This is a genomic window from bacterium (assembly GCA_035308905.1).
GTDB lineage: Bacteria > Sysuimicrobiota > Sysuimicrobiia > Sysuimicrobiales > Segetimicrobiaceae > DASSJF01.
Genome location: DATGFS010000003.1, coordinates 62,283 through 86,991 on the forward strand (window position 1 = coordinate 62,283; position 24,709 = coordinate 86,991).

The following is a 24,709-nucleotide window of genomic DNA, read 5'->3' on the forward strand; positions in this document are numbered from 1 at the left end:
TTAACTCCGTGACGGCCGACGGTGCGCGACCTGCGGCATCGGGGCCGTTCGCCGCGGGCCGGTCCGGCCCGAAAGCAGGAGGCCGATCCGGGTGTAGACACGGCGGAGCCCGATCGTCGTATTGGGATCGTCGACGCCCCGCCGCGTCAGGTAGTCGTGTAGCACGCAAAGCAGCATGCCCGACGACATCCGGTTGAGCAGGCGGCGGCTCGCGCGGGCGACCGCCTCCATCTCCACGATCTGCTCCTCGAGCACGTCGTCGTCGAGATCTTCGCCCGCGCGCTGCCGGCGGGCGTGCACGAGCTCGTGCAGGATCGTGAACTGCTTCTCCGGCGCGGGCAGGCCCGCTTCCACCCAGATCTCGTTGCCGTCGTCGCCCATATTGAGCAGGCCGTCGAAGGTCGTATCCGGACTCAGCGGGATGTCCGTCAGTTGACGGGCGAGCGTGCGAAACCGTCTCAGGTACTTCTCGCGAATCACATAGGAACGCTTCGGGAGCCGCGTGAGGCGGGCGGCCCGCTTTTTGGAGCGAATAAGAACGACCCCGCGCGTCGCAGGACGCCTCAGGCGCACCGCGCGGATCCGTGTCTTGCGCGACATACGTCCTCCCACACGAATCGGTGCAAACGATTACCGGGCGAAACGAGCGCCCGGCGCGGAATGTTCCACCGGGACGGGGGAACCCCGATCAGGTGTTCGTGGCCGCGCCGATATCGCTACCCGGTGTATTCCCCGGACGCGGACCGGCCGTGGCGCGCTTCCGGCGGAGGATCGAGGGGCGGTCGAGACGTTGCATCGGACAAAAGATAGAGGGGCCGGAGAACCCCGGCCCCCAAACACCGCTTCTGTTCTTTAGGCGTCTTTCGCCATTTTCATTACTTCTTCGCGTGGAACTCCTTGCGGAAAGTCCTTGCTGTGCGCGTGTTTGACGTGCACGTTCACAACCTCGACCAACTCATCAACGGTATGGACTTTGAATTCAGCTCCACAAGGACTGGGGCATGTGATCTTCTTCATGGATCACCTCCCTTGTCGGCTCTCAGAGCGACCGATTAGAAGACGCACGCCGGATTCCTTCCGAGCGACTGCCACGTAAGCCTTTGCAGGGCTTCAGCGTCCTATGTTAATGTGGGGACGGCCCCGATCGTCTAGGTCGGCCTAGGACATCGGCCCTTCAAGCCGGTAACGCGGGTTCAAATCCCGCTCGGGGCACCATCCAACATGCCGCCTTTCTTCCGCGAGGTCATGTGGCGCCGGGTGCTGGACGACCTCAGCGTCGAGCACGCGCGATTCGAGGGGACCGAGTCCGGCCGCGAGATCTCGGGCGCGGTCATGCTCGCCGAGCAAGGCGCTCCCCTCCGCGTCGACTACCGGATCGCCTGCGACAAAGATTGGCGCACGCGGACGGTCGAGGTGCACACCGCCTGGCAGGGTGCGCGGCGGCTTCTGTGCCTGGAGCGCGACCCCGGCGGGCAGTGGCGGCGCGACGGAGAGCCGAGCCCAGAACTCGACGGGTGCGGCGACGTCGACCTCGAAGTCACGCCGGCCACCAACGCGCTCCCGGTCAATCGCCTGCGGCTTCCGGTCGGCGGGCGGCAGGAAATCCTCGCCGCGTGGGTCCGCTTTCCGTCCCTTCGCGTGATCCCGGCCCGGCAATCCTACGAACGGCTCGCGGAATCGCGATATCGCTACACGAGCCTCGAGAGCGGCTTCACCGCGCTCGTCGACGTGGATACCGACGGTATTCCCATCGACTATGAGGGCATCTGGCGCCGGATCGCGGAAGGCTAACCGACAACAGGGAGCGCGGAACGGCCTCCCGAAAGCCGAAGGGTGTTCGTCGAGATTCTGGCGCTGTCGATGTTCGCGGGCGTGATCGGCGCGCTGCTCGGACTCGGCGGCGGGATCATCATCGTGCCCGCCCTCACGCTGCTGATCGGCCTGCCGATCCGCTACGCCATCGGCGCCAGCATCGTGTCGGTCATCGCGACGAGCAGTGGCGCGGCCGCGGCGTACGTGCGCGGCGGCCTTGCGAATCTCCGCATCGCCATCGGCCTCGAAGTCGCGACGACGGTCGGCGCGGTGTCCGGCGCCTTCATCGCCGGACACGTCCCCGTCCGCGTGCTGTACCTCATCTTCGGGCTGCTGCTCGCCTACTCGACGGTCGCGCTCCTTGGGCGGGTGCGAATCGAACTGCCGGGCGACGTGCCGTTCGACCCGCTGGCCGGCCGGCTGCGGTTTCACGGCGATTACCACGATCAGGTCCTCGGGCGCCGCGTCGCCTACACGGCGACGTCCGTCGTCCCGGGCAGTCTTATGATGTACGCGGCGGGCCTGATGTCGGGGCTGCTCGGCATCGGCAGCGGCCTCTTCAAGGTGCTCGCCCTCGACGTCATCATGCGCCTGCCGATGAAGGTCTCTACGGCGACGAGCAACTTCATGATCGGCGTCACCGCCGCGGCCAGCGCGGGCGTGTACTTCTCACGCGGCGACATTCACCCGCTCGTCGCGGCGCCGGTGGCCCTCGGCGTGCTGGCGGGGGCGTGGAGCGGCACCCACGTGATGCAGCGCCTGCGGAACACGACGCTGCGGAAGCTCTTCGTCCCGGTGCTGGCGGTGATTTCAGTGGAGATGATTCTGCGTGGACTCGGAGTCTAGGGCGGGAAGCGCCCCCGCCTCGCCCGAGGCGGGTCACGAACCCGATGCGACCGCGCGGGTGCTCGGCGCCATTCTCCGGGCGGGCGTGCTGATCTCGGCGGCGATCATCGTCTTCGGCGTGGCCCTGTTCGTGCACCGGCGCGGCGCCGCCGCGGTGCTGTTCGGGGCGCGCGGCCTTCCCGCCGGCTCCGGCGAGGACCCGAGTACCCTCGGCGAGCTGCTCGACGCGCTCCGGAACGACGTCCACGTCCCGGCGGCGGTGACGGACATCGGCCTGTTGACGCTCATGATCACGCCGGTCATCAGCGTCGTCGTCTCGCTGATCGCCTTCGCGCGGGAGCGCGACTGGAACTATGTCCTCCTCGCCGCAATCGTCCTCGGCATGCTGGCGCTCGGCTCCGCCCTCGGCCACATCTGAGGCCGCGCGCCGCCTACCGGCCCGTCCAGCGCGGCGCGCGCCGTTCGTTGAACGCGGCGATCCCCTCCCGGCAGTCGTCGCTGGCGTAGAGCATCCGCTGCAGCTCGCCCTCGAGCCTCAACCCGTCCTCGAACGGATGCGTGAGCCCGTACCGGATCGCCTGCCGCGCGGCACGGACGGCGAGCGGCGCATTGGCCGCGATCGCCCGCGCCGTGTCCGCGGCGGCCGCGGCGAGATCGGCGGCCGGCACGACCGCGTCGACCAAGCCGAGCCGATGCGCCTCCGCGGCGCTCACGCGCCGGCCGGTGAGCACGAGGCTCATCGCCCGCGCCGGACCGAGCAGCCGCTCGAGACGCTGCGTCCCGCCGGCGGCCGGGATGATCCCGCGGGTGACCTCGGGGCAGCCCAACTCCGCGGTGTCGGCCGCCCACCGCAGGTCGCAGCCGAGCGCGATCTCACAGCCCCCGCCGACCGCGAGCCCGTTGATGGCCGCGATCGACGGAATCGGCAGCGCCTCGATCGCGCGCGGCACTTGAACGATCGCCCGGTTGTGCCGCCAGATCGTCTCCTCGGCCGCCCCGGCCCGCTCCTTGAGATCGGCGCCCGCACAGAACGCGCGCCCCTCGCCGGTGAGGATCAGCACGCGCGCCGCGGGCTCCCGGCCCACGGCCTCGAGCGCGGCCGTCAGTTCCCGGCAGACCGCCGTGCTGAGCGCGTTCAGCGCATCCGGCCGGCGGATCGTCAGCGTGACGATGCCGTCGTGCGAATCGAGCGTCACCAGTGGCGCAGCCATTCCCCGTCCCTCCTCATGGTCGTGTGCGGCGCCGCGCCGTGGCGAGCGCCGTGACGGCGCTCGCCACGGCGTCCGCGAGCTCCCCCGCGTCCTGATCCGTGATCGTGAGCGGCGGCGCCACGATCACCGGGTTGTCGGTGAAGCACAGCACGCCGCGGTGGCGCATCTCCCGCTCCAGCCGGTCGATTCCCCGCGTCCCGAGCGCAAGCGGGTGGCGCGTCGCGCGGTCCGAGACCAGCTCGACGGCGGCCATGAGGCCGAGCCCCCGCACCTCCCCCGCGATCGGGCAATCACGAAGCCGCGCCGCGAGCCCGTCCGCGAGGCGGCGGCCGAGCGACGCGGCCCGGTCGACGAGCCCCTCCTCTTCGATGATCCGCAGGCAGGCGAGCGCCGCCGCGCAGGCCGCGGGATGGCCGCTGTAGGTGAAGCCGTGCGGCACCAGCCGGCGCGCCAGCCGCTCGGCGACGTGACGCCGCAGCGCGATCGCGGCCAGCGCTTGATAGCCGCCGGTCATCCCCTTCCCGAGGATCATGATGTCCGGCGTGACCTGCCAGTGGTCGCACGCGAACCACCGGCCGGTCCGGCCGAATCCCGTCACCACCTCGTCGGCCACCAGCAGCACGCCGTGGCGGTCGCAGATCGCGCGCAGCCGCGGCCAGTACTCGGCCGGCGGGACCAGCACGCCGCCCGGCCCGGGCACCGGCTCGGCGAAGACGGCCGCGACGCGGCCGGGGCCCGCGTCGACAATCACCCGCTCGACTTCGTCGGCGCAGGCAAGCGTGCAGGCGTCGAGCACGGCGCAGTGCGGGCAGCGGTACCGGTACGGCGCGTGGACGAACCGGATCCCGGCGAGCGGCGTGCCCATCCCGCGCAGGAGGCCGCGGTCCGGGTCGCTGAGTGAGGAGCCGGCGTAGGTGCTGCCGTGCGCGGAGTACTCCCGGCTGATGACGATCCGGCGCCGGCCCTCCCCCGCGGCGCTGTGAAACCGCCGGGCGAACTTGAGCGCCGTGTCCACCGCCTCCGACCCCGTCGGCACCGGGACGATGCTCACGAGATCGCCGGGCAGCACGGCGCGGAGCCGTTCGGCCAGCGTCTCTACAAGCGGCGAGGCGGCGTCCGTCAGCGGCGCGAACGACAGCGTCCGCAATTGGCCCGCGATCGCGTCGATGATCTCGGTCCGGCCGTAGCCGACGAGCGCCGCCCACAGCCCGGACCGCGCGTCGAGGTAGCGGCGCCCGTCCGCGTCCCAAACGTGCGGCCCCTCGCCCCGCACGAGCCGTAGGGGTCCGCCGCGGCGCGCGAGCGTGGCCTGGACTTGCCCCTGGTACCACACGGAGGGCGGGGACGGCAGCGGCCCGGACATCGCCGACACCTTCTCGGCAGGAAGCGCCGGGACCCGCAGGAAATGCTCCGGCACCCTCCGGCACGGGCGCAGGTCCGGCTTTGATTTCATGGTTGCGGGCGCGCTTTGGCCCTGGGCCTACGGCGTGAGCCAAAGATGCCCGCAGGCCCAGGATCGGCCCGCGCGGGCGGTTGAGGAGGCATGGCGATGGCCGTAAAGCAGTATCCGCTGTTCATCGACGGGCGGTGGGTGAACGGCAACGGGCGCGGCGCGTTCGACGTGCTCAACCCCGCGACGTCCGAGCCGATCGCGGCCGTCCCCGACGGCAGCGTCGAGGAAGCCCGCGCCGCGGTGGACGCGGCCGCGCGCGCGTTCCCCGGCTGGGCCGAGCGGACCGCGCTCGAGCGGGGCGCGATTCTCCTCCGGGCGCGCGACATCCTGACCGGGCGGCTCGATGCGCTGGCGCGCCTCGTCACCGAGGAGAACGGCAAGCCGGTCGCGGAAGCGCGCGGCGAAGTGGCGTTTGCGATCCAGTATCTGCCGTGGTTCGCGGAGGAGGCGCGCCGCGTCTACGGCGAGATCGTGCCCCCGCCGGTGCCGCACAAGCGCCTGTGGGTCATCCGGCAGCCGCTCGGGGTCGTCGGCGCGATCACCCCCTGGAACTTCCCGGCCACGATGGTGCTGCGCAAGATCGCCCCGGCGCTCGCGGCCGGGTGCACCGTCGTGCTGAAGCCGGCGAAGGAGACGCCGCTCACGGCGATCGAGATCGCGCGCGCCTTCGAGGAGGCGGGCCTCCCGCCGGGCGTGTTCAACGTCGTCGTCGGCCGGCGCGCGGCACCGATCGCCGACGTGTTCCTCACGGATCCGCGCGTGCGCAAGATCGCGTTCACCGGCTCCACGGAGGTCGGCAAGACGCTGATGCGCGGCGCCGCCGATCAGCTCAAACGGCTCACGTTCGAGCTCGGCGGCAACGCCCCGTTCATCGTCTTCGAGGACGCCGACCTCGACCGCGCCGTGCAGAACGCCGTCGCGATCAAGTACTTCCGGGTCGGCGGCCAGTCGTGCATCTGCGCGAATCGCCTCTACGTGCAGCGCGCCATCGCGGACCGCTTCCTCGCGAAATTCGTCGAGGCGGTGAAGGCGATCAAGGTCGGCCCGGGCACCGAGCCCGGCGTCCAGGTCGGGCCGCTCATCAACGCCGAGACGCTCGAGAAGGTCGAGACGATGGTCGCGGAGGCGGTGGGCCAGGGCGCGCGGCCGCTCGCCGGCGCCCGGCGGCTGACCGACGGCGCGTTCGCCCGCGGGTACTTCTACGCGCCTACGGTCCTCACCGACGTGCGCGAGGAGATGCGCGTCGCGAAGGACGAGACGTTCGGCCCGGTCGCGCCGATCCTGCCCTTCGACACCGAGGCCGAGGTCATCGAGCGGGCCAACAACACGACCTTCGGCCTCGCCGCCTACCTCTCGTCCCGGGACCTCGCGCGGGTCGTGCGGGTCGGCGAGGCGCTCGAGTACGGCCTCGTCTGCGTGAACGACGCGACCGGGTACACGCACGAGATCCCGTTCGGCGGCGTCAAGGAGAGCGGGCTCGGCCGCGAGGGCGGGCGGCACGGCATGCACGAGTACACGGAGGTCAAGTCGATCTCCATTAACATCTCGTAGCCGCGCCGCGGCGGCGGATGCAGCCCTCCACCCAGATTACGGAGATCGCCTGTGACGTGCTCGTCTGCGGCGCCGGCCTCGGCGGCGTTGCCGCGGCCCTGCGCGCCGCCCGGCTCGGCCTGCGCGTCTGCCTGACCGAAGAAGCGGCGTGGCCCGGCGGGCAGGTCACCACCCAGGGCGTCTCCGCCCTCGACGAGCACCAGTACATCGAGACGTTCGGCGGCACCGCGGCGTACTACGAGCTGCGCAACGGGATCCGCGCCTACTACCGCAGCGCCTACCGTCTGTCCGCGGCCGCGGACAGCGCGGGACCGCTCAACCCCGGCAACGCCTGGGTGAGCCCGCTCTCGTTCGAGCCGCGGGCCGCGGCGACGGTGCTCGAAGCAATGATGGCCCGGTCGCACGACTCCGGCGCGCTGCAGGTCTTCTACCACACCCGGGCGATCGCGGCGGAGGTCTTCAGCGGCGAGGTCCGGTCGGTGCTGACGCGCCAGACCGAGAGCGGCGCGCTCATCCGCTTCCATGCGCGGTTCGTGCTCGACGCGACGGATCTCGGCGATCTCCTGCCGCTCACCGCGACGCCGTACGCGGTGGGCGCGGAGTCGCAGGCTGAGACGGGCGAGCCGTCCGCGCCGGCGGCGGCCGACCCGACATGCTTCCAGTTCCTGACCTTCCCGTTCGCCGTGGAGTGGCGCCCCGGCGAGAACAACACGATCCAGAAGCCGGACGGCTACGAGAACAATCGCACCGCGCAACCGTACTCGTTCGCGTACAAGACGGCCGACCCCGTGGCGCCGGTGTACCAGATGTTCGGGACAGCGCCGGGAACCCACGGATCGTTCTGGACCTACCGGCGGGCGCTCGACGCGGCGAATTTCGACGACGCGCGCATTCCGAACGACGTCAGCATCATCAACTGGACGAGCAACGACTACCGCGGCCCGGCGCCGATCGACCGGACGGCGCTCGAGCTCGCGGCGCTCTACCGCGACGCGCGCCTGCTGAGCCTCGGGTTTCTCTACTGGCTGCAGACCGAAGCCCCGCGCGACGACGGCGGCGCCGGCTACCCTGAGCTGCGGCCCCGGCCGGATGTAATGGGCACGGTCGACGGCGTGTCGCAGATGCCGTACGTCCGCGAAGGGCGCCGTCTCAAAGCGCTGGTCACGATCCGCGAGCAGGACATCGCGGCATCGGCGCAGCGCGGCGCGCGCGCCGCGCCGCAGGCCGCGTCGGTCGGGGTGGGCCTGTATCCGATCGATCTCCACGGCTGCGGCGTCAACACCGTAAGCCTGTCGACCCGGCCGTTTCAGATCCCGCTCGGCGCGCTGGTGCCGCAACGCACGACCAACCTGCTCGCCGCCGCCAAGAACATCGGCACGACCCACCTGACCAACGGCGCGTACCGCGTGCATCCGGTGGAGTGGGCGGTCGGCGAGGCCGCGGCGCTGCTTGCGGCGTTCTGCCTGCATGCCGGCCGCCCCCCGCACGAGGTGCACGACAACCCACGGCTCGTCCTGCGGCTGCAGCTCCTGGCGCTCGATCAGGGTGTCCCGCTCTACTGGTATGACGACGTGCCGATCGGCCATCCGGCGTTCGTCGCGACGCAGCTGCTCGCGGTCGCCGGCGTCTGGCCGGGCAACGACGACACGCTGTCGTTTCGGCCCGACGAGCCGGTCAGCCAGTTCGACGCGAAGCGGACGATCGTCGCCACGGCGCAGATGGTGCAGGCAGCGGGCGGCCGGGCCGTCCCCGTGAGCGCCTCGCTGCAAATCACCATGGGCGACGCGCTCACCCCGATGTCCCGCGAGGCCGCGATCCAGGCGCTCGCGGACGCGCTGCCCGACGCGGGCGGCGCGCAAAGCCCGGCGCTCGCGGACCCGCCGACCCGGGCGGACCTCGCCCGCCTCCTGGCGGTTGTGGTCCGGCACGTCATCGACACCGACCGGTTCGGCGGCTAGGGCGTGGCCCAGTCGACGCCCCGCGGGCTGCCGTGGCCCGTGATCGCAACGGTGTGTCTGGGCACGTTCATGGGCGCGCTCGACAGCAGCATCGTCACCGTGGCCTATCCCACCTTCACCGCGACCTTCCGCGTCCCGGTCTCCCTCGTCCAGTGGGTCGGCGTCGCGTATCTGCTTACCTCGTCCAGCCTCGTCGCGATCTTCGGCCGGATCTCGGACATGGTGGGCCACAAGCGCATCTACGTCGCGGGATTTACCGTCTTTCTCGCCGGCTCGGTCCTGTGCGGCGCGGCGACCGGGATCGGCGCCCTCATCGCGTTTCGGGCGCTGCAGGCCGTCGGGTCGGCGATGCTCGTCGCGAACAGCGTGGCGATCCTGTCGTACACGGTCGGCGGCGCGCGGATGGGGACGGCACTCGGGCTGCTCGAGACCGCGGTGTCGGTCGCGCTCGTCGTGGGTCCCGTCGTAGGCGGCCTGCTGATCCAGGTGTCCACCTGGCGCATGATCTTCTACATCAACGTGCCGGTCGCGATCGGCGCCACGCTGCTGGCCCGGCGCACGCTGCCGCCGCTCGAGGGCCTGGGCGGGCGCGGACGCTTTGACGTCGCCGGCGCGCTGACCTTCGGCGCCGGTCTCGGCGCGCTGCTCCTCGGCGCGAGCCTCGGCCCGGTCATCGGATGGGCGGCCGCCACGGTTGACGTGCTCCTCGGAGCCGGAACCGTACTGCTGATCGCCTTCGTCGCAATCGAGCGGCGGGTGCCGTCGCCGATGCTCGACTTGTCGCTCTTCTACAACCGCCGGTTCGCGGGCGCCAACGCCGCGAAGGTCTGCGCCTACGCGGCATCGTTCACGGTCGTGTTCGTGATCCCGTTCTACCTGCAGCAGGTACTGCGCTACGCGCCCGGAGCGGTCGGCATCGCCATGACGCCGATGCCGGCGGCGCTCGCCGCGGGGTCGCTCCTCGGCGGACCACTCTCGGACCGCGCCGGCTCGCACGTGCTCGCGCCGCTCGGCATGGCGATCGCCACCGTGGGCGGCGCGTTGTTCATGCTGGTGTCCCCGGCCCGCGGGTACTGGTCGCTTGCCGCCGCGATGGTCGTGATGGACTTTGGGATGGGCCTCTTTATCGCGCCGAACGATGCCGTCATCATGAACAGCGCGCCGCGCGACAAGCAGGGCGTGGCGGGCGGCGTGCTCGCGATGATGCGGGCCATCGGCATGATCACCGGCCTGACCGTGGCCGCGACCATCATGCAATCACGCTTGGGCCCTATAGCGGTGGCCGAGGGCACGCCCGGTGGAAGTGGGGGCGGCATCCCTCCGCAGGCGCTGACGCAGGGCATTCAGAACGTCTACGCGGCGACGATCCTGCTCTGTCTCCTCTCAACCGCGCTCTCGCTGCTTCGCGGCCGGCCCCGGGCGTGAGATGGCTCCCGCCGGTAAAGGCCCCTTACGGCCGCAGGTAATCTTCCCGCAGCGGGTGGAACACGTCCAAGACGATCGCGCGGCCGCCGACCGGCCGGCCGCCGTGCGGCACGCCGCCTGCGATCATGTACATGTCGCCCGGCTGCATCACTTTGCGCTCGTCGCCGATCCACATCTCGAACTGTCCCTCGACGACCATCCCGCCTTGCTCGTGCGGGTGGCTGTGGGTCGGCACTTCGCTTCCGGCCGCGAGTTCCACGTAGCTCAGCATCACGTTCTTGCCGGGCAGCGGCTTCATCGTCACGCCTTTCGCGATCTCTTTGCCGCGCAGTTCCTTTGCGGACGTGAAATGACTCGCCATCGCGGGACCTCCAAGAAAGCGCCCTAAGCAGCCGGACCGTTTTGTGATTCGCCTGCGCCGGGATACCTCCTCGGTGGACGCCCTCGGGAGATAGAACGGGAGATCCTCGGAGGCGCTGCGAATCCCGACCCATGTTTACGAAGTCGGTCGCCTGGTACGATGCCGTCTACAGCTGGAAGAACTATGAGCGCGAGGCGCACAGACTCCGGCTGCTCATGGACCAGCACGCACGACGCCCGATCACAACGCTGCTGGACGTGGCCTGCGGCACCGGTCAGCACATCACGCACCTGAAGCCGCACTACACCGTGGAGGGACTGGACCTGGACCTCGCGATGCTGAACCTCGCCCGGCGGCGACACCCGGACGTGACGTTTCACCAGGGCGACATGCGGGCGTTCGACCTCGGACGCCGCTTCGACGCGGTAACCTGTCTGTTCGCCTCTGTTGCGTACTGCCGCTCCACCGTCGAGCTCGCGCAGACCGTCGGATGCATGGCCAAGCATGTGAATCCGGGCGGGCTGGTGATCGTGGAACCGTTCCTCGGACCTGAACAATTCAAGCCGGGATACCTCGGGGCGATCTTCGTGGATCGTCCGGATCTCAAGATCGCCCGCATCCACACCTCGTCCGTCTCCGGACAGGCCGCCGCGATACTGTTCCACTACCTCGTCGGCACCCCGGACGGCGTGGAGCACTTCACGGAACGCCACGAAATGACGATGTTTACCCGTGACGAGTACCTCGTCGCACTCGAGGCCGCGGGCCTTCGCGCGGCACGCGACGACGAAGGATTGATGGGCCGCGGTCTTTACATCGGGGTGCGGCCGTCGCCGGACGCCGCCGGCGGCCGTCCCGTCGATTGAGGCGGCAGGTTGCACGGATTCGAGAAGACGGTCATTTGACCCGCGCGTAGCAAAGGCAATCTCTCGGCGCGGCACTAACGTTGGGGTGCATCGTCCAACGACGCAGGACACCCTCCCGCTGGAAGCGGGCCTTCTCCAAGACCCTCGTGCTCGGTTGATTCTCAACATCACAAACGGCCCAGACGCGGAAGACTCCGGGCTGGTCGAGTAACCACGCCGCGACCGCTTCGACCGCCTCGGTCATGTACCCATGGTTCCAATATGCCTTGCCGAGTACATAGCCAAGCTCGACGCCATGAGCACCCGGCCGAGCCTCCAGCATGCCAATGGGGGAATCCTCACCCGCTAGCGTGAGCACCCATGCCGCGCGCTCTCCTGATTCACGCATCGCCTGGCCACGGCGGAGGAACTCATACACCTCTTCCACCGTCTGGTCCGCACGCCAGGTGAGGTACCGAACGACCTCCGGATCGTGTGCCCACCGCTCGAAGATCGCCGGCGCATCGTCCAGCGTGGGCGTGCGGAGTAGAAGCCGCGCGGTCTGGATGCGGTGAGGAAAAGACAAGATCATCGACTGACGTCCCTGAACGACTGTTCAGTCACACGGTGGGTGTTCGTCGCGAATCTGCTTCGGCCTGTGGAATCCGGCGCCCGCCGTGGAGCGGGAGAACGCCTCCAGGTGGGGTGACCGCCCGTTGGGGGGCCGCCTGGGACGGTCGACCGGAGGGAATCCGGGGGAAAAGGGTTGGGAAAGGAACCTGTTCTATCATTTCGGCGTTTCCCTCACCGTGACGGAGCGCGCGGTGCGCTGCGCACGGCGTTCGGAGGTGACCAGTATCGTGCGACATGGCAGGCTCCAGTTTCTGGTAACAACGGCCGCGCTGATCGCGCTGGCCGTGAGCGGTCCGGCCGTGTTTCCGGCCGCGGGCCAGCAGCCCACCGGCATCCAGGTCGGCAGCGTGGTACTCGCCCACGGCGTCAAACAGACGAGCGCCTTCGGCCAGGGCGACGTCACCCCGCTTGATCCCGGTACTTCGTTCGTGACGACGGACGTGCCGTACGCGATCGTCAAGGTGACGTCGGCGCCCGCGGACACGCCGGTGACCCTGCGCCTCGTCGATCCGACCGGGATCGCCTATTCGGTCGACGCCAGAACGCCCAAGCGGCGCGACACCAAGCCGTGGCAGTCGTTCCAGTTTGCGGCTCCACTCTACATTTTGGGGACGGACCTCGAGTCGCGCACCGGCACGTGGCATTTCCAGGTTCTGATGAACAATCAGGTCCAGAACGACACGGCCTTTCAGTGGCAACCGGCCAGCGCGCTGACCTTGGGAAACATCAGGCAGGCCGTGGACGCGTCCCCGACGCAGGCCGACCTGCACTGGCGGTACGGCGCGGCGCTGGCGCTCTTCAATCACGACGCCGACGCGGTGGGGCAGCTGAAGAATGCGATCCAGCTTGATCCTAAATATGCGCTCTACCACATCTCGCTCGGGCGCGTCTATGAACATGACGGCCGCAAGTCCGATGCGATGAACGAGTTTCAAACGGCGCTCGGCATCCACGGCAGCTTCTACGACGCGGTCTTCCAGGGCTGGGCGCAGGAGCACCTGAACCGGCTGAAGGCAGGCCGGTAGCGGCGGGGTGGGTCCGCGGGTCGACGTCCGCACGCTGTGCTTCGTGCGGGACGGCGACCGGATCTTGCTGCAGCGCCGCCGGCGGCCGCCGAACGAGGGCCTCTACAACGTCCCCGGCGGCAAAGTCGAACACCACGAGGATCCGTACGAGGCCTGTCTCCGCGAGGTCCGCGAGGAGACAGGCCTCAGCCTCTCCCACGCGCGCCTGCGCGCGGTGCTGACCGTGATCGCCCGCGACACCGGCACGCAGTGGCTCTTGTTTACGTTCGTGGCCGAGCGTCCGGCCGGCGACGCGGGCCCCGTCACCGACGATGAGGGCGACCTGCGCTGGGTCCCGCTCGACGAGGTCGCCGCCCTGCCGGTCGTCTCCGACATCCCGCTGATCCTGCCGCACCTCTGGTCCCCGGAGCCCGGCGTCCTCATGGCGAAGATCGACTGCGCCACCGACGACGCCGACAGCGTGATCGGCAGCCGGCTGCGGATGAGCTGATCGAATCGCCGGACGGTGCACGGAAGGGGTCGCCCGCCCCGAAGCCAAACCACTGTGCTGTGCCCGAACAGGTCCTCGTGGTTCCCCGCGCCCGGCTTTTTCCCGACGGAGGCTTCTACGGCTTCAAGCGGGAGGGGCTGGCGGGCTACCTCGCCGCGATCGCGGGGCACGCGTTCTTCGCGCGGCGCGACCAGGTCGAAGAGGACCCCTCCCTGAAGCAGATCATCCCCTACACCGTGGTCCGGCACGACGCGCGCATCTTTCTCGTCGGCCGGACGCGCCGGGGCTCGGAGACCCGCCTCCGGGAGAAGCTCTCGATCGGGCTCGGCGGACATATCAATCCCGTCGACAACCAACCCGACCTGTTCCCGGGCCGGGCGGCCGAGACGGCGATCGACGCCGGTCCGCGCGCAAACGAGGGCGAATCCGCCGGGACCCTCGTCGACGCGGCGATGGCCCGCGAGCTTACCGAAGAGGTCGCCCTGCCCGCCGGCTGGCGGGCGCGCCCGGTCGGCGTGCTGAACGACGACGTCGAGCCGGTCGGCCGCGTGCACTTCGGCCTCGTCTACGTCGCGGACGTCCCGATCCCGGACGTCAGCGTCCGCGAGACCGCCAAACTGACGGGCGCGTTCGCGACGATGGCCGAGGTTCGCGACGCCTACCCGCGTCTCGAGTCCTGGTCCCAGTTCATCCTCGACGGAGTGGACCTGCAGGAGGCCTGACCCTGGCCACCCTCCTGCCTGACACCGCGGGCATCGATCTCGCCCGCACGCTGGATTCGGGACAGGCCTTCCGGTGGCGCTGGGACAACGGCACGCGGCAGGTCGCGACCGGCGTCGTCGGCCGACGCATGGTCCGGCTCGCCCAGGATGCCCGCGGCATCCGGCTGCTTTCGCCCGATGCGCCGGACGCCCGCGATGCGATGCGCCGCTATCTCGGGGCGATCCCCCGCCGCGCCCATCCCCGGCGCGTCGAAGCGACGCTCGCCGCGGATCCTGTGCTGGCCCGGCTGCTCCCGCACACCGCCGGCCTCTCGCTGCTCTCGCAGGATCCGTGGGAAGTCCTGATCTCCTTCATCATCTCGCAGAACAACAACATCCCCAAAATCATGCGGTCGATCGACGGACTCGCGCGCGCACTCGGAGAGCCCCTCGACGACGGCGTGGCGGCATTTCCGACGCCCGAACGTCTCGCGGCCGCGCCCGCGCGCACGCTCGCGGCCTGCTCGCTCGGGTATCGCGTCCCGTACGTGCGGTCCGCCGCGCGCCTTGTCGCGGACGGACGGCTCGATCTCGCGGCGCTGTCGCGGATGGAACACGCCCCGGCGCGCGCGGCCCTGCTCGACGTGCCCGGCGTCGGCGAAAAGGTCGGCGACTGCGTGCTGCTGTTTGGCCTCGGCCACCGCGCGGCGTTTCCGATCGACGTTTGGGTGCGCCGCGCCGTCGAACGGCTGTACTTTCGAGGACGGCCCCGGCGGCTGCGCGAGATCCAGGCCTTCGCCCGTGAGCGATTCGGCCCGCTCGCCGGACACGCGCAGCAGCACCTCTTTGCGTACGCGCGCGCCCGGTTCCGCGCATGAGCGCGATCCTCCGCCCGGCGCTCATGCTCGCGGGCGTTACGGCGTATCTCGGGCTGAGCGTGCTCGCGTGGGGCGGCCCGGGGCCTTTCTTTTCCCACCGGGCGCTCGTCGCGCTGACGGTCGTCACGTTGGCACTGACCGTCGCCACGCTGCGGGCCGGCGGCAATCTCAGTTCGGGCGAGCGCGAGGACCGCGGCAACCGGTGGGTCATCGCCGCGTTCGCGACCATCGGACTGCTCGAGGGCTACCTGCCGGCCTACACCGACCGGATGCGGATGTGGGTCATCGACGGCGACGCGGTGCGGTGGCTCGGCGTCGTGCTCTTCGCGGGCGGAGGCGCGCTGCGGATCTGGCCGGTCTTCGTGCTAGGCCGCCGGTTCAGCGGCCTCGTGGCGATCCAGCCGGGGCACGCGCTCGTCACCACCGGAGTTTACGGGACGATCCGCAATCCGAGTTACCTGGGCCTTCTGATCAGCTCGCTGGGGTGGGGACTCGCCTTTCGCTCGGGCGCGGGCGTGCTGCTCGCCGCGCTCCTGATCCCGCCGCTCGTGGCACGGATGGACGCGGAGGAGCGCCTGCTGCAAAGCCAGTTCGGTGCGGACTACGACGCGTATCGCGCCCGGACGTTCCGGCTGATTCCCGGGGTCTACTGAGCCCGCCGTGTACATCGCGACGCGCGCCGACCCACGGAAGGGTCCGCCCCCGGCCCCTGGCCGTTGAGACAGGGATTCCCTGGCCGCTTCTCCGGTGGACGGCGGCGCGTGGACGCGTATCCTTGAGATGCGGTGCGGTGCTGTTGCCGAAAGGAGGACGCGATGTCTGTCCGTGGTGCGGGTGAAACCATCAAGAATACCGTGTCGGTCTGGGACGGCGTGACCGCGCACGCGCACCGGTTCGGCGGGACCGAGTTTCGGCTCGGAAGCCGGGAGATCGGCCACGTGCACGGCGACGGGCTCGTCGACATCCCGTTTCCGACCAAGGTCCGCAACGAGATCGTCTCCGCGGGCGAGGCGTCGCCCCACCATGTCCTGCCGGAGAGCGGCTGGGTGAGCTTCTACATCCAAAAACCGGAAGACGTGAAACGGGCCATCGGCCTGCTGCGCCGGTCGTATGAGATCGCGGTCGCGCAGCGAACGCGGGCCGACGCGGCGAAGCACTCGCGGCCCGCGTGAACGCGGCGCTCGTCCACCGGCGGGGAGGTCAACGGTGATCCATCAACTGCGGATCTACGAGATTTTCGAGCACAACAAAGCCGCCTTCCACGCGCGCTTCCGCGACCACGCGGCGCGCATCATGCGGAAACACGGGTTCGACATCGTCGCGATGTGGGAGACCAAGACGCCCCGCCGGACCGAGTTCGTCTATCTGCTGGCGTGGCCCGATGAGGCGGCGAAATCGGCGGCGTGGGCGAAATTCTTCGCGGACGAGGAATGGAAAGAAGCGAAGCGCGCGACGGCCGCGCACGGGGATATGGTCGGGGAGATCGAGGACCGCATGCTCGCGCCGGTCGACTACTCTCCGTCGTTGCTCGCGAGGCGCTGATCGACCACCCCGCTCCTCACGCGACGACGGTAATCGCGCCGCCTCCGGGCCCGGTGATCTCGCCGATCACGGCCGCCACGGGGAGCCCGCCCACGCGCAGCGCCCGGACCAGCGCGTCGCACCGCGCTTCCGGCACGGCGATGAGCAGGCCGCCGGAGGTCTGCGCGTCGGCCAGCAGAATTTGCGCGTCCTCGCCGACGCCGTCCCACGACACGACGCCCTGGAGAGATTCGCGGTTGCGCTGAGTCCCGCCCGGGATCGCGCGGGCCCGCACCAGCGGCCACGCGGCTGCGAGGATGGGCACGTCGCGCAGCCGGACGCGCGCGGCAACTCCGGACCCTCGCGTCATCTCGGCGAGATGCCCCAGCAGGCCGAACCCCGTGATGTCGGTCGCGGCGGACACGCCGATGGCGATCATCGCTTCGGCGGCCGGCCGGTTGAGCGCGGCCATGATGCGAATCGCTTCGTCGACCGCGGCCTGCTCCGCCTTGCCCTGCTTGAGGGCCGTGGTCACGATGCCCATCCCGAGCGGCTTCGTCAGCACGAGGCGGTCCCCCGCCCGGGCCGCGGCGTTGGTGATGACGCGCTCGGGATGCACGAACCCGGTCACCGCTAACCCGTATTTGGGCTCGGGGTCGTCGATCGTGTGGCCGCCGATGATGGTCACGCCCGCCTCGGCGCACTTGTCCGCGCCGCCGCGCAGAATCTCGCCGAGCACGTCGAGCGGGAGCTTCGCGCGGGGGAACCCCGCGAAGTTGAGGGCGAGCCGGGGCGTCCCGCCCATCGCGTACACGTCGCTCAGCGCGTTGGCCGCCGCGATCGCCCCAAACCAGTACGGATCGTCCACGATGGGCGTGAAGATATCGATCGTCTGGACCAGGGCCAGATCGGGCCCAAGACGGTAAACACCGGCGTCGTCGGCGGTGCTGGTACCCACCAGGACGTTCGGGTCGGTGATCGGTGGCAGGTGGCGCAGAACCTGCGCCAGGTCCGTCGGACTCAGCTTGGATGCTCAGCCCGCGCAGGCCACCATGCTGGTGAGCCGGATGCGGTCGCGGTCGTTCATGCCCCCTCCGGGCGCGGCGCGTGGCTCGTGCCGCGTCAATTGTAGCATCTGTTATAGTAACGTCTGAGGCTCCCATGGCGGTCAACGTTCACCTGCTGAAAATCTTTCACGCGGTCGCGCGGTCGGGCAGCTTCTCGCGCGCGGCGTCGGAACTAGCGATCAGCCAGCCGTCGGTCAGCATCCAGGTGGGGGAGCTGGAGCGGCAGTTCGGGGTGGAGCTGTTCGAGCCGGCCGGCAAGTCCGTCCGGCTCACCGAGGCCGGGCGGATCTGCTTCGACTACGCGGGGAGGATCCTCGCGCTCATGGAAGAGGCCCAGCGTGCGATGGACGAAGTCAAAGGCCTCGGGCGCGGCCGCCTCCTCGTCGGCGCGACACAGACGCCGGGAACGTACATCCTGCCGGCGATGCTCGGCCGCCTGAAGGCCAAATACCCGCGGCTCGAGATCGCCCTGCGTATCGACGATCCCCGCAGAATCCAGGAAATGGTGCTGCGCCAGGAACTCGACCTCGCGGTAACGGGATGGCGCGTCAGCCTCCCGGATCTCGAGGCCGTCCCGATGGCCGACGACGAGATGGTCCTCGTCGTCGCGCCGTCGCACCCGTTCGCGGACCTGCCGGAAGTGGCGCTTACCGACCTCGCGCGCGAGCCGTTCATCATGCGGGAACGGGGATCTGGCGCCCGGGAATTGCTCGACGACGCGCTGCACCGCGCCGGGGTTTACATCACGCCGACGCTGGAACTCGAGGGCGTCGACGCGGTGAAGCAGGCGGTCGCCGCGAACCTCGGCGTCTCGATGCTGTCGCGCTGCGCGATCGACCTCGAGGTCTCGACCGGCCGGCTGCGCGTCGTGCCGGTGCGGGATTTCAAGGTCGAGCGGACGATCTGGCTCGTGCGCCACCGCGACCGGCAGCTCCCGCGCGCCGCGCAGGCGTTTATCGCCCTCGCCACCGTCTCGCCGGGTGTGGAGCCGGTGCAGACGTAGATTTTGCCGACCGGCGACAACCAGCGCGATGAGAGGCATGCTGACCGAGCAGTAACCCCAGGGGCCGCCGCCAAGCGCGCACAGTGTTGACCCATTGAACGGCAGTTGCTAAGATGCAGAAAACTCAATACGGGCGATGACAGAGAGCGCGGACCGCGCGACTGCCCCGAGAGAGCCGGCGATACGGTGGAAGCCGGCGCAGCCGCGGACCCGAGTCCACTCCTGAGCCCTCGGCCGATGCGGTCCGGCGATGCCGGATCGAAGGCCGGCGGGTCCGCCCGTTATCGCTGTCGAGCGCCGGACGCCCGCCCGATCGAACGGCGGGACGGCCGGCAAAGGAGTGGCACCGCGAGCGCTCTCGCCTCCTACGGCGGGAGCGCTGTCGTTTGTCATCGACGCACCGAACAGCACATAACACAACCAGGAGGTCTGCGATGCGCGATCTGCCGGACGCGAACCTGTTGATCCCGGGACCGACCCCGCTCCCGCCCGAGGTTCTGGAGGCCATGAACCGGCAGATGACCAACCACCGCGGGCCCGTATTCGGCGAGATCATGCGCGAGGTGCTCGACGGGCTGCACGAGGTGTTTCAGACGCGGAACGACATTCTGACCTTCGTCGCCTCCGGCACCGGCGGCCTCGAAGCCTCGGTGGTGAACGTCTTCTCGCCGGGCGACCGCGTGCTGTCGGTCACCAACGGCTCGTTCTGCGAGCGGTGGGCCGAGATGGCGGAACTGTACGGCGCCCGGGTGGACCGGATCTCCGCGCCGTGGGGCCGGCGCGTCCCGGTCGCGGAAGTCGCCGCGCGCCTCGAGGCCGACACGGGCGGCGAGTACCGCGCCGTGCTCGTGACGCAGAGCGAGACGAGCACGGGCGTCCACAACGACGTGCGGGCGATCCGGGAGGCGATGGGCCGGCACCCCGCGCTCCTCATGGTCGATGCGATCAGCGCGCTCGGGGCGATCCCGCTCGAGACCGACGCCTGGGGCGTCGACGTCGTCGTGACCGCCTCGCAGAAGGCGCTGATGAGCCCGCCGGGGCTCGCGTTTCTCAGCGTGAGCGACCGCGCGTGGGCCGCCGCGCAGCGGAGCACGACCCCACGCTTCTACCTCGACTTCGTCCGGGCGCGGAACGCGGCGCGCTTCGCCAATCCGTCCACGCCGTTCACGACCGCCGTCTCGGTGGCGTACGCGGTCCAGGCGGCCGTGCGGCTGATCCGCAAGGAAGGCCTCCAAAACGTGTTCGCGCGGCACCGCCGCATGGCGCAGCTCGTGCGCGCCGGCGTCCGCGGCATGGGCCTCGAGCCGTTCGTAGACGACGCCTCGGCGGTCGACACCGTGACGACCGTGCGGATGCCGCAGGGCGTCGACAGCCAGAAGGTGGTCGCGCACGCCCGCGACCGCTATCAGGTGCTCATCGGAAACGGCATCGGCAAGCTCGAGCACGACATCGTCCGCATCGGCCATCTCGGCTACACCAGGCCGGAGTGGCTGCTTGGCGGGCTCGAGGCGCTCGGGAAGACGCTCGGCGACCTCGGGCGCCCGGTCCGCACCGAGAGCGGCGTGCGCGCCGCAAACGGCGCGCTCAAGGCAGGCACCCTGGGCTAGCCATGCGCGTGCTCGTCGCCGACGGTCTCGCGGACGAGGGCCTCCGCCGCCTCTCCGCCGCCGGCGAAGTCGTGGTGCGCGCGGGCGTGCCGGACGACGAGCTGCGTTCGCTCCTCAGCGGGTTCGACGCGGTGATCGTACGGAGCCGCACCCGCGTGCCGGCCGGCAGCCTTGACGACGCCGGCCACCTCCGCGTGATCGCACGCGCCGGCGTCGGCGTGGACAATATCGACGTCGAGGCGGCGACCCGCCGCGGCATTCTCGTCCTGAACACCCCGGAGAGCAGCACGATCGCGGCGGCCGAGCACACCTTCGCGATGATGCTCGCGCTCGCGCGCCACGTCCCGAGCGCCGCCCAGGCGGTCGCCCGCGGCGAGTGGGCGCGGGAGCGGTTCCTCGGCACGGAGCTCACCGGCAAGACCCTCGGCGTGGTCGGCCTCGGCAAGATCGGCAGCGAAGTCGCCCGGCGCGCCCTCGCCTTCGGCATGCGCGTGGTGGCGTCGGACCCCTACGTGTCCGAGGAACGCGCGCGGCGCCTCGGGGTCGAGCTCGCCCCGTGGCCCGACATCCTGGATCTGGCCGACGTCGTCACGCTGCACGTGCCGCTGGGACGCGATACGCGGGCGCTCGTCGGCCCGGATGAGCTGGCGCGGATGAAGCCCGGCGCGTTCCTCATCAACTGCGCCCGCGGCGGGCTCGTCCACGAACCGGCGCTCCTCGCCGCGCTGGAGCGAGGCCAGCTCGGCGGCGCGGCCCTCGACGTGTTCGCGAAGGAGCCGCCCGGCGACAATCCCCTGCTGCGGCACCCGCGCGTCGTCGCCACCCCGCACCTCGGCGGCTCCACGGTCGAGGCCCAGCGCTCGATCGCCATCGAGGTCGCCGACCAGGTGCTCGCCGCGCTCCGCGGCGAGCCCGTCCGCGGCGCCGTGAACGCGCCCGCGCTCGGCGAGGACGTCTGGCAGCGGCTCGACCCGTTCCTGCACCTCGCCCGCTCCCTCGGCGGGCTCGCCGGCCAGCTCGCCGACGGCCAGATCCGCGCCGTGGCCCTCGTCTACGAGGGCGAGGTGGCCCGGCTCGACACGCAGCCCCTTACGGCGTCGGTGCTGGTCGGCCTGCTGCGCCACGCCTCCGACCAGCCGGTCAACCTCGTCAACGCGGTGCTGCTGGCCAAGGAGCGCGGGCTGCGCGTGAGCGAGTCCCACGCCGACCTGTGCGAAGATTTCGCGAGCCAGCTCGTCGCCGAGATCGAGACGTCGCGCGGGACGCTCCGGCTCGGTGGCACGCTGTGGGGCCACCGCGCGCCGCGCATCACCCGCCTCAACGCCTGGCGGCTCGACCTCGCGCCGGCGCCGCACATGCTGTTCGTGTGGAACGCGGACCGGCCCGGGATGATCGGCCACGTCGGCACGATCCTCGGCCGGCGCGGCGTCAACATCGCGAACATGCACGTCGGGCGGCTTGAATTACCTGATGGCCGGCCGCTTGTCGGCCGGCACGACGCCGGCGGGACCGCGGTGATGGTCCTGACGCTCGACGCCGCGCCGCCGGTCGACGTGACGCGCGAGATCGCGCAGGCCGACGGCATCACCGCGGTGCGGGCGACTCAGCTGCCCTCGGCGTAGGGCGCCGGCGGGCCGAAGGAGACGTGAGACGGTGCTGGACCTGCGCCTGATTCGCGAGCAGCCGGACCAGATCAAGGCCGCGATCCGGCGCAAAGGCGCCGACCCGGGCCTCGTCGACGCGGTGCTCGAAGCCGACCGCCGGCGGCGCGACGCGCTGCAGCGTGTCGAATCGCTGCGCGCGGAGCAGAATCGCGCCTCCACGGAGATTCCGCGGCTCACCGGCTCCGCCCGGGAGGCGCGCATCGCGGAGATGAAGCGGATCGCCACTGAGCTTCGCGGGACCGAGCCGGATCTCGCCGCGGCCGACGCGGCGCTCGAGGCCGCCCTGCGGCGCATTCCCAATCCCCCGCACCCGGAAGTCCCGGACGGCGGGCCCGAGGCGAGCGTCACCCTCCGCACGTACGGCGAGCCGCCGCACCCCCCGTTCGAAATGCTCGACCACGTCGAGTTGGGGACGCGGCTCGACATGCTCGACATCGAGCGGGCGGCCAAGATCTCCGGGTCCCGCTTCGTGCTGCTGCGCCGCGACGGCGCGCTCTTGGAGATGGCGCTCTTCCGCTACGCCGTCGACCGCCTCACGGCCGACGGCTTCATTCCCGTCATCCCGCCCGTGCTGGTGAAGCGGGAGGCCGTGCTCGGCACCATGGGCGGCGGCGGCCTCGACGAGCAGATGGTCTACCGGATCGACGGCGAGGACCTCGCGCTCGTCGGCACCTCGGAAGTGGCGCTCGGCTCGATGCTGGGCGGCGAAGTCCTCGACGAGGACGCGCTGCCGATGCGGTTCGTCGGCATCTCGTCCTGTTTTCGGCGGGAGGCCGGCGCGCACGGCAAAGACACGCGCGGCATCTTCCGCCTGCACCAGTTCGACAAGGTCGAAATGTTCTCGTTCTGCCACCCCGACCGCTCCTGGGACGAGCACGCGTACCTGCTCGGCCGGCAGGAAGCGCTCTGGCAGGGCCTCGGCCTGCCGTACCGCGTGGTCGACATCGCCGCCGGGGACCTCGGCGATCCCGCCGCGCGCAAGTATGACATCGAGACCTGGATGCCGGGCCGCGGCGGCTACGCCGAGACGCAGTCATGCAGCAACTGCACCGACTTCCAGGCGCGGCGCCTCAACGTGCGTTTCCGGTTGCGCGGCCGGCGCGGTCTCGAGTACGTGCACACCTTGAACGGCACCGCGGTCGCGGCCACCCGCACGATCATCGCCGTCATGGAGAACTTCCAGCAGGCCGGCGGCAGCATCCGGATCCCGGCGGTGCTGCAGCCCTACATGGGAGGCCGTACAGAGATCGTGCCGCCCGCGGCGCCGGCGCGGCACTAGCCACACAGTCGGGGGGACCGAATGCGGCGCTACGATGTCATCGTGATCGGCGTCGGCGGGATGGGCAGCGCCGCCGTCTACCATCTGGCCCGGCGGGGGAAGGCCGTCCTCGGACTGGAGCAGTTCGACATCCCCCACGATCGCGGCTCGTCCCACGGCACCAACCGCATCATCCGCCTCGCCTACTGGGAGCACCCGTCATACGTGCCGCTCCTGCGGCGCGCGTATGAGCTGTGGCGCGAATTGGAGCACCGCGCCGAAGAGCGCCTCCTCATCATTACGGGCGGCATCGACGCGGGCCCGGAAGGCTGCCCCACCGTGGCCGGCTCGCTCCTCTCATGCGATATTCATCACCTGCCGCATGAGACGCTCAGCGCCGCCGAATTGCACCGCCGTTTCCCGGGGTACCGCCTCGCGGGCGACATGGTCGCGGTGTACCAGCCGGACGGCGGCTTCCTGCTGTCGGAGCGCGCGATTGTCGCGCACGTGACCGCGGCGCAGGCGCTCGGCGCCGAGGTGCGCGCCCGCGAGCCGGTGCTCGATTGGGAGCCCGAGCGCGGCGGCGTGCGTGTGCGCACGGAGCAGGGAACGTACGCCGCCGAGCGGCTGGTCATCACCGCCGGGCCGTGGGCGGCACGGCTCGTGCCGGCGCTGGCCCGGGCGGCGGTGCCGGAGCGGCAGGTGCTGCTGTGGGCGCAGCCGCTCAAGCCCGAGCACTTCCGGCTCGCCACGTTCCCGGTGTTCAACATGGAGAGCCCGGAGGGCCGGTTCTACGGATTCCCGATCTATGGGGTCCCGGGCTTCAAGATCGGGAAGTACCACCACCGGCTGGAGCGCACCGACGCCGACGCGGTCGACCGGGAGATCCACCCGGAGGACGAGGCGGTGCTGCGGGAGGGCATCCGCCGCTACTTCCCGGACGCCGACGGCCCGACGATGGCGATGAAGACGTGCCTCTTCACGAACAGCCCTGACGAGCACTTCATCCTCGACCGGCACCCCGACCACACGAACGTCGCCATCGCCGCCGGGTTCTCCGGCCACGGCTACAAGTTCTGCAGCGTGGTCGGCGAGATCATGGCCGACCTGGCGCTCGAGGGACGGAGCCGGTTCGACCTCAGCTTGTTCGGAATCGGGCGGCTTGCGAAGAGCTAAAGAGCAGGTGGGCGCTTTGAAGCAACGTTGAAACTTCAAAGTACGACCAAACCGTTGAAGCCCCGTGCCGGTTGAGCGTGACGCGCCGCGGGGGGCCTGAAGCCTAACATATCCTTGACTCCGCGGACCGGTCTTGTCGATAGAAGTCGGAATCTCAGCGATAGAACGTGCGAGGATTGAACCTCGAGGACCTATTCCGTGTCAAGGACACGCTCACTCGGCAT

General features: G+C 70.3%; 26 protein-coding genes and 1 tRNA gene. 20 read left to right on the forward strand and 7 right to left on the reverse strand.

The window, feature by feature from the left end:
• Positions 1 to 600 carry a hypothetical protein gene (locus VKT83_00565; protein ID HLY20940.1) on the reverse strand — a complete coding sequence of 200 codons (600 nt, stop codon included), beginning with the start codon at positions 598 to 600 and terminating at the stop codon, positions 1 to 3.
• 252 nt (positions 601 to 852) lie between these two features.
• Positions 853 to 1,017 (reverse strand): hypothetical protein, encoded by a 165-nt coding sequence (locus VKT83_00570; protein ID HLY20941.1) that lies wholly within the window; start codon positions 1,015 to 1,017, stop codon positions 853 to 855.
• A gap of 120 nt (positions 1,018 to 1,137) precedes the next feature.
• Here VKT83_00570 and VKT83_00575 point away from each other — a divergent pair.
• The 4 genes from VKT83_00575 (at position 1,138) to VKT83_00590 (ending at position 3,076) form a co-directional block, all read left to right on the forward strand.
• Positions 1,138 to 1,215: transfer RNA gene (locus VKT83_00575), tRNA-Glu, on the forward strand.
• 6 nt (positions 1,216 to 1,221) lie between these two features.
• Positions 1,222 to 1,791 carry a putative glycolipid-binding domain-containing protein gene (locus VKT83_00580; GenBank protein HLY20942.1) on the forward strand — a complete coding sequence of 190 codons (570 nt, stop codon included), beginning with the start codon at positions 1,222 to 1,224 and terminating at the stop codon, positions 1,789 to 1,791.
• Between the two features lie 69 nt (positions 1,792 to 1,860).
• Entirely contained in the window at positions 1,861 to 2,658 is a 798-nt protein-coding gene (locus VKT83_00585) for a sulfite exporter TauE/SafE family protein (protein HLY20943.1), read from the forward strand.
• Entirely contained in the window at positions 2,642 to 3,076 is a 435-nt protein-coding gene (locus VKT83_00590) for a DUF1634 domain-containing protein (GenBank protein HLY20944.1), read from the forward strand. Before VKT83_00585 ends, VKT83_00590 begins: the two co-directional genes overlap by 17 nt.
• A 13-nt stretch (positions 3,077 to 3,089) precedes the next feature.
• On the opposite strand, the gene VKT83_00595 is transcribed toward VKT83_00590, so the two are convergent.
• Complete coding sequence (locus VKT83_00595; protein ID HLY20945.1) at positions 3,090 to 3,869, reverse strand: enoyl-CoA hydratase-related protein; 780 nt, start codon at positions 3,867 to 3,869, stop codon at positions 3,090 to 3,092.
• Between the two features lie 13 nt (positions 3,870 to 3,882).
• The gene (locus VKT83_00600) at positions 3,883 to 5,232 is read right to left on the reverse strand and encodes an aminotransferase class III-fold pyridoxal phosphate-dependent enzyme (protein ID HLY20946.1); all 1,350 of its coding nucleotides are present in this window, start codon (positions 5,230 to 5,232) and stop codon (positions 3,883 to 3,885) included.
• A 186-nt stretch (positions 5,233 to 5,418) separates the two neighbouring features.
• Here VKT83_00600 and VKT83_00605 point away from each other — a divergent pair, with 186 nt between their 5' ends.
• Genes VKT83_00605 through VKT83_00615 form a run of 3 tightly spaced genes read left to right on the forward strand, consistent with a single transcriptional unit; the run spans position 5,419 to position 10,256 of the window.
• Complete coding sequence (locus VKT83_00605) at positions 5,419 to 6,873, forward strand: NAD-dependent succinate-semialdehyde dehydrogenase (GenBank protein ID HLY20947.1); 1,455 nt, start codon at positions 5,419 to 5,421, stop codon at positions 6,871 to 6,873.
• A 17-nt stretch (positions 6,874 to 6,890) separates the two neighbouring features.
• The gene (locus VKT83_00610; GenBank protein HLY20948.1) at positions 6,891 to 8,831 is read left to right on the forward strand and encodes an FAD-dependent oxidoreductase; all 1,941 of its coding nucleotides are present in this window, start codon (positions 6,891 to 6,893) and stop codon (positions 8,829 to 8,831) included.
• Between the two features lie 3 nt (positions 8,832 to 8,834).
• Entirely contained in the window at positions 8,835 to 10,256 is a 1,422-nt protein-coding gene (locus tag VKT83_00615) for an MFS transporter (protein HLY20949.1), read from the forward strand.
• Positions 10,257 to 10,281: 25 nt separating this feature from the next.
• Here the strand turns inward: VKT83_00615 and VKT83_00620 are convergent, their stop codons facing one another.
• Positions 10,282 to 10,617 (reverse strand): cupin domain-containing protein, encoded by a 336-nt coding sequence (locus tag VKT83_00620; protein HLY20950.1) that lies wholly within the window; start codon positions 10,615 to 10,617, stop codon positions 10,282 to 10,284.
• Positions 10,618 to 10,748: 131 nt separating this feature from the next.
• On the opposite strand from VKT83_00620, the gene VKT83_00625 reads away from it, so the two are divergent.
• Entirely contained in the window at positions 10,749 to 11,483 is a 735-nt protein-coding gene (locus VKT83_00625) for a class I SAM-dependent methyltransferase (protein HLY20951.1), read from the forward strand.
• A gap of 31 nt (positions 11,484 to 11,514) precedes the next feature.
• Here the strand turns inward: VKT83_00625 and VKT83_00630 are convergent, their stop codons facing one another.
• Entirely contained in the window at positions 11,515 to 12,054 is a 540-nt protein-coding gene (locus VKT83_00630) for a GNAT family N-acetyltransferase (GenBank protein ID HLY20952.1), read from the reverse strand.
• Between the two features lie 85 nt (positions 12,055 to 12,139).
• On the opposite strand from VKT83_00630, the gene VKT83_00635 reads away from it, so the two are divergent.
• The 7 genes from VKT83_00635 (at position 12,140) to VKT83_00665 (ending at position 16,731) form a co-directional block, all read left to right on the forward strand.
• Positions 12,140 to 13,120 carry a hypothetical protein gene (locus tag VKT83_00635; protein HLY20953.1) on the forward strand — a complete coding sequence of 327 codons (981 nt, stop codon included), beginning with the start codon at positions 12,140 to 12,142 and terminating at the stop codon, positions 13,118 to 13,120.
• Between the two features lie 7 nt (positions 13,121 to 13,127).
• Positions 13,128 to 13,610: an 8-oxo-dGTP diphosphatase gene (locus VKT83_00640; GenBank protein ID HLY20954.1), complete on the forward strand. Its 483-nt coding sequence runs from the start codon at positions 13,128 to 13,130 to the stop codon at positions 13,608 to 13,610.
• 59 nt (positions 13,611 to 13,669) lie between these two features.
• Complete coding sequence (locus tag VKT83_00645) at positions 13,670 to 14,332, forward strand: hypothetical protein (protein ID HLY20955.1); 663 nt, start codon at positions 13,670 to 13,672, stop codon at positions 14,330 to 14,332.
• A gap of 32 nt (positions 14,333 to 14,364) precedes the next feature.
• Positions 14,365 to 15,189, forward strand: a complete 825-nt coding sequence (locus tag VKT83_00650) for a DNA glycosylase (protein HLY20956.1) — start codon at positions 14,365 to 14,367, stop codon at positions 15,187 to 15,189.
• Positions 15,186 to 15,842, forward strand: a complete 657-nt coding sequence (locus VKT83_00655; GenBank protein ID HLY20957.1) for an isoprenylcysteine carboxylmethyltransferase family protein — start codon at positions 15,186 to 15,188, stop codon at positions 15,840 to 15,842. Before VKT83_00650 ends, VKT83_00655 begins: the two co-directional genes overlap by 4 nt.
• Positions 15,843 to 16,004: 162 nt before the next feature.
• On the forward strand, positions 16,005 to 16,361 hold the full coding sequence (locus VKT83_00660; protein ID HLY20958.1) for a luciferase family protein: 357 nt from the start codon (positions 16,005 to 16,007) through the stop codon (positions 16,359 to 16,361).
• 34 nt (positions 16,362 to 16,395) lie between these two features.
• Positions 16,396 to 16,731: an NIPSNAP family protein gene (locus VKT83_00665; GenBank protein HLY20959.1), complete on the forward strand. Its 336-nt coding sequence runs from the start codon at positions 16,396 to 16,398 to the stop codon at positions 16,729 to 16,731.
• A 16-nt stretch (positions 16,732 to 16,747) separates the two neighbouring features.
• Here VKT83_00665 and selD read toward each other — a convergent pair whose 3' ends face one another.
• The gene (gene selD / locus VKT83_00670; protein HLY20960.1) at positions 16,748 to 17,797 is read right to left on the reverse strand and encodes a selenide, water dikinase SelD; all 1,050 of its coding nucleotides are present in this window, start codon (positions 17,795 to 17,797) and stop codon (positions 16,748 to 16,750) included.
• A 74-nt stretch (positions 17,798 to 17,871) separates the two neighbouring features.
• On the opposite strand from selD, the gene VKT83_00675 reads away from it, so the two are divergent.
• The 5 genes from VKT83_00675 to solA all read left to right on the forward strand — a co-directional run bounded on the left by VKT83_00675 (position 17,872) and on the right by solA (position 24,485).
• Positions 17,872 to 18,780 (forward strand): LysR family transcriptional regulator, encoded by a 909-nt coding sequence (locus tag VKT83_00675; GenBank protein ID HLY20961.1) that lies wholly within the window; start codon positions 17,872 to 17,874, stop codon positions 18,778 to 18,780.
• 434 nt (positions 18,781 to 19,214) lie between these two features.
• Positions 19,215 to 20,387, forward strand: a complete 1,173-nt coding sequence (locus VKT83_00680; protein ID HLY20962.1) for an alanine--glyoxylate aminotransferase family protein — start codon at positions 19,215 to 19,217, stop codon at positions 20,385 to 20,387.
• Between the two features lie 2 nt (positions 20,388 to 20,389).
• The gene (serA, locus tag VKT83_00685) at positions 20,390 to 22,009 is read left to right on the forward strand and encodes a phosphoglycerate dehydrogenase (GenBank protein ID HLY20963.1); all 1,620 of its coding nucleotides are present in this window, start codon (positions 20,390 to 20,392) and stop codon (positions 22,007 to 22,009) included.
• A 31-nt stretch (positions 22,010 to 22,040) separates the two neighbouring features.
• Positions 22,041 to 23,330, forward strand: coding sequence for a serine--tRNA ligase (serS, locus tag VKT83_00690; protein ID HLY20964.1), 1,290 nt, complete (start codon positions 22,041 to 22,043; stop codon positions 23,328 to 23,330).
• Between the two features lie 21 nt (positions 23,331 to 23,351).
• Positions 23,352 to 24,485, forward strand: a complete 1,134-nt coding sequence (gene solA, locus VKT83_00695) for an N-methyl-L-tryptophan oxidase (GenBank protein HLY20965.1) — start codon at positions 23,352 to 23,354, stop codon at positions 24,483 to 24,485.
• Positions 24,486 to 24,709 lie beyond the last annotated feature (224 nt).

Bases quoted from the DNA above. Each gene is read 5' to 3' on its own strand.
- VKT83_00605 (HLY20947.1), top strand. From the start codon at position 5,419: ATGGCCGTAAAGCAGTATCCGCTGTTCATCGACGGGCGGTGGGTGAAC.
- solA (HLY20965.1), top strand. From the start codon at position 23,352: ATGCGGCGCTACGATGTCATCGTGATCGGCGTCGGCGGGATGGGCAGC.
- VKT83_00660 (HLY20958.1), top strand. From the start codon at position 16,005: ATGTCTGTCCGTGGTGCGGGTGAAACCATCAAGAATACCGTGTCGGTC.
- VKT83_00595 (HLY20945.1), bottom strand. From the start codon at position 3,869: ATGGCTGCGCCACTGGTGACGCTCGATTCGCACGACGGCATCGTCACG.
- VKT83_00565 (HLY20940.1), bottom strand. From the start codon at position 600: ATGTCGCGCAAGACACGGATCCGCGCGGTGCGCCTGAGGCGTCCTGCG.
- VKT83_00600 (HLY20946.1), bottom strand. From the start codon at position 5,232: ATGTCCGGGCCGCTGCCGTCCCCGCCCTCCGTGTGGTACCAGGGGCAA.
- VKT83_00655 (HLY20957.1), top strand. From the start codon at position 15,186: ATGAGCGCGATCCTCCGCCCGGCGCTCATGCTCGCGGGCGTTACGGCG.
- VKT83_00630 (HLY20952.1), bottom strand. From the start codon at position 12,054: ATGATCTTGTCTTTTCCTCACCGCATCCAGACCGCGCGGCTTCTACTC.
- VKT83_00625 (HLY20951.1), top strand. From the start codon at position 10,749: ATGTTTACGAAGTCGGTCGCCTGGTACGATGCCGTCTACAGCTGGAAG.
- serA (HLY20963.1), top strand. From the start codon at position 20,390: ATGCGCGTGCTCGTCGCCGACGGTCTCGCGGACGAGGGCCTCCGCCGC.
- VKT83_00580 (HLY20942.1), top strand. From the start codon at position 1,222: ATGCCGCCTTTCTTCCGCGAGGTCATGTGGCGCCGGGTGCTGGACGAC.
- VKT83_00680 (HLY20962.1), top strand. From the start codon at position 19,215: ATGCGCGATCTGCCGGACGCGAACCTGTTGATCCCGGGACCGACCCCG.
- VKT83_00570 (HLY20941.1), bottom strand. From the start codon at position 1,017: ATGAAGAAGATCACATGCCCCAGTCCTTGTGGAGCTGAATTCAAAGTC.
- VKT83_00620 (HLY20950.1), bottom strand. From the start codon at position 10,617: ATGGCGAGTCATTTCACGTCCGCAAAGGAACTGCGCGGCAAAGAGATC.
- VKT83_00610 (HLY20948.1), top strand. From the start codon at position 6,891: ATGCAGCCCTCCACCCAGATTACGGAGATCGCCTGTGACGTGCTCGTC.
- VKT83_00585 (HLY20943.1), top strand. From the start codon at position 1,861: ATGTTCGCGGGCGTGATCGGCGCGCTGCTCGGACTCGGCGGCGGGATC.
- VKT83_00675 (HLY20961.1), top strand. From the start codon at position 17,872: ATGGCGGTCAACGTTCACCTGCTGAAAATCTTTCACGCGGTCGCGCGG.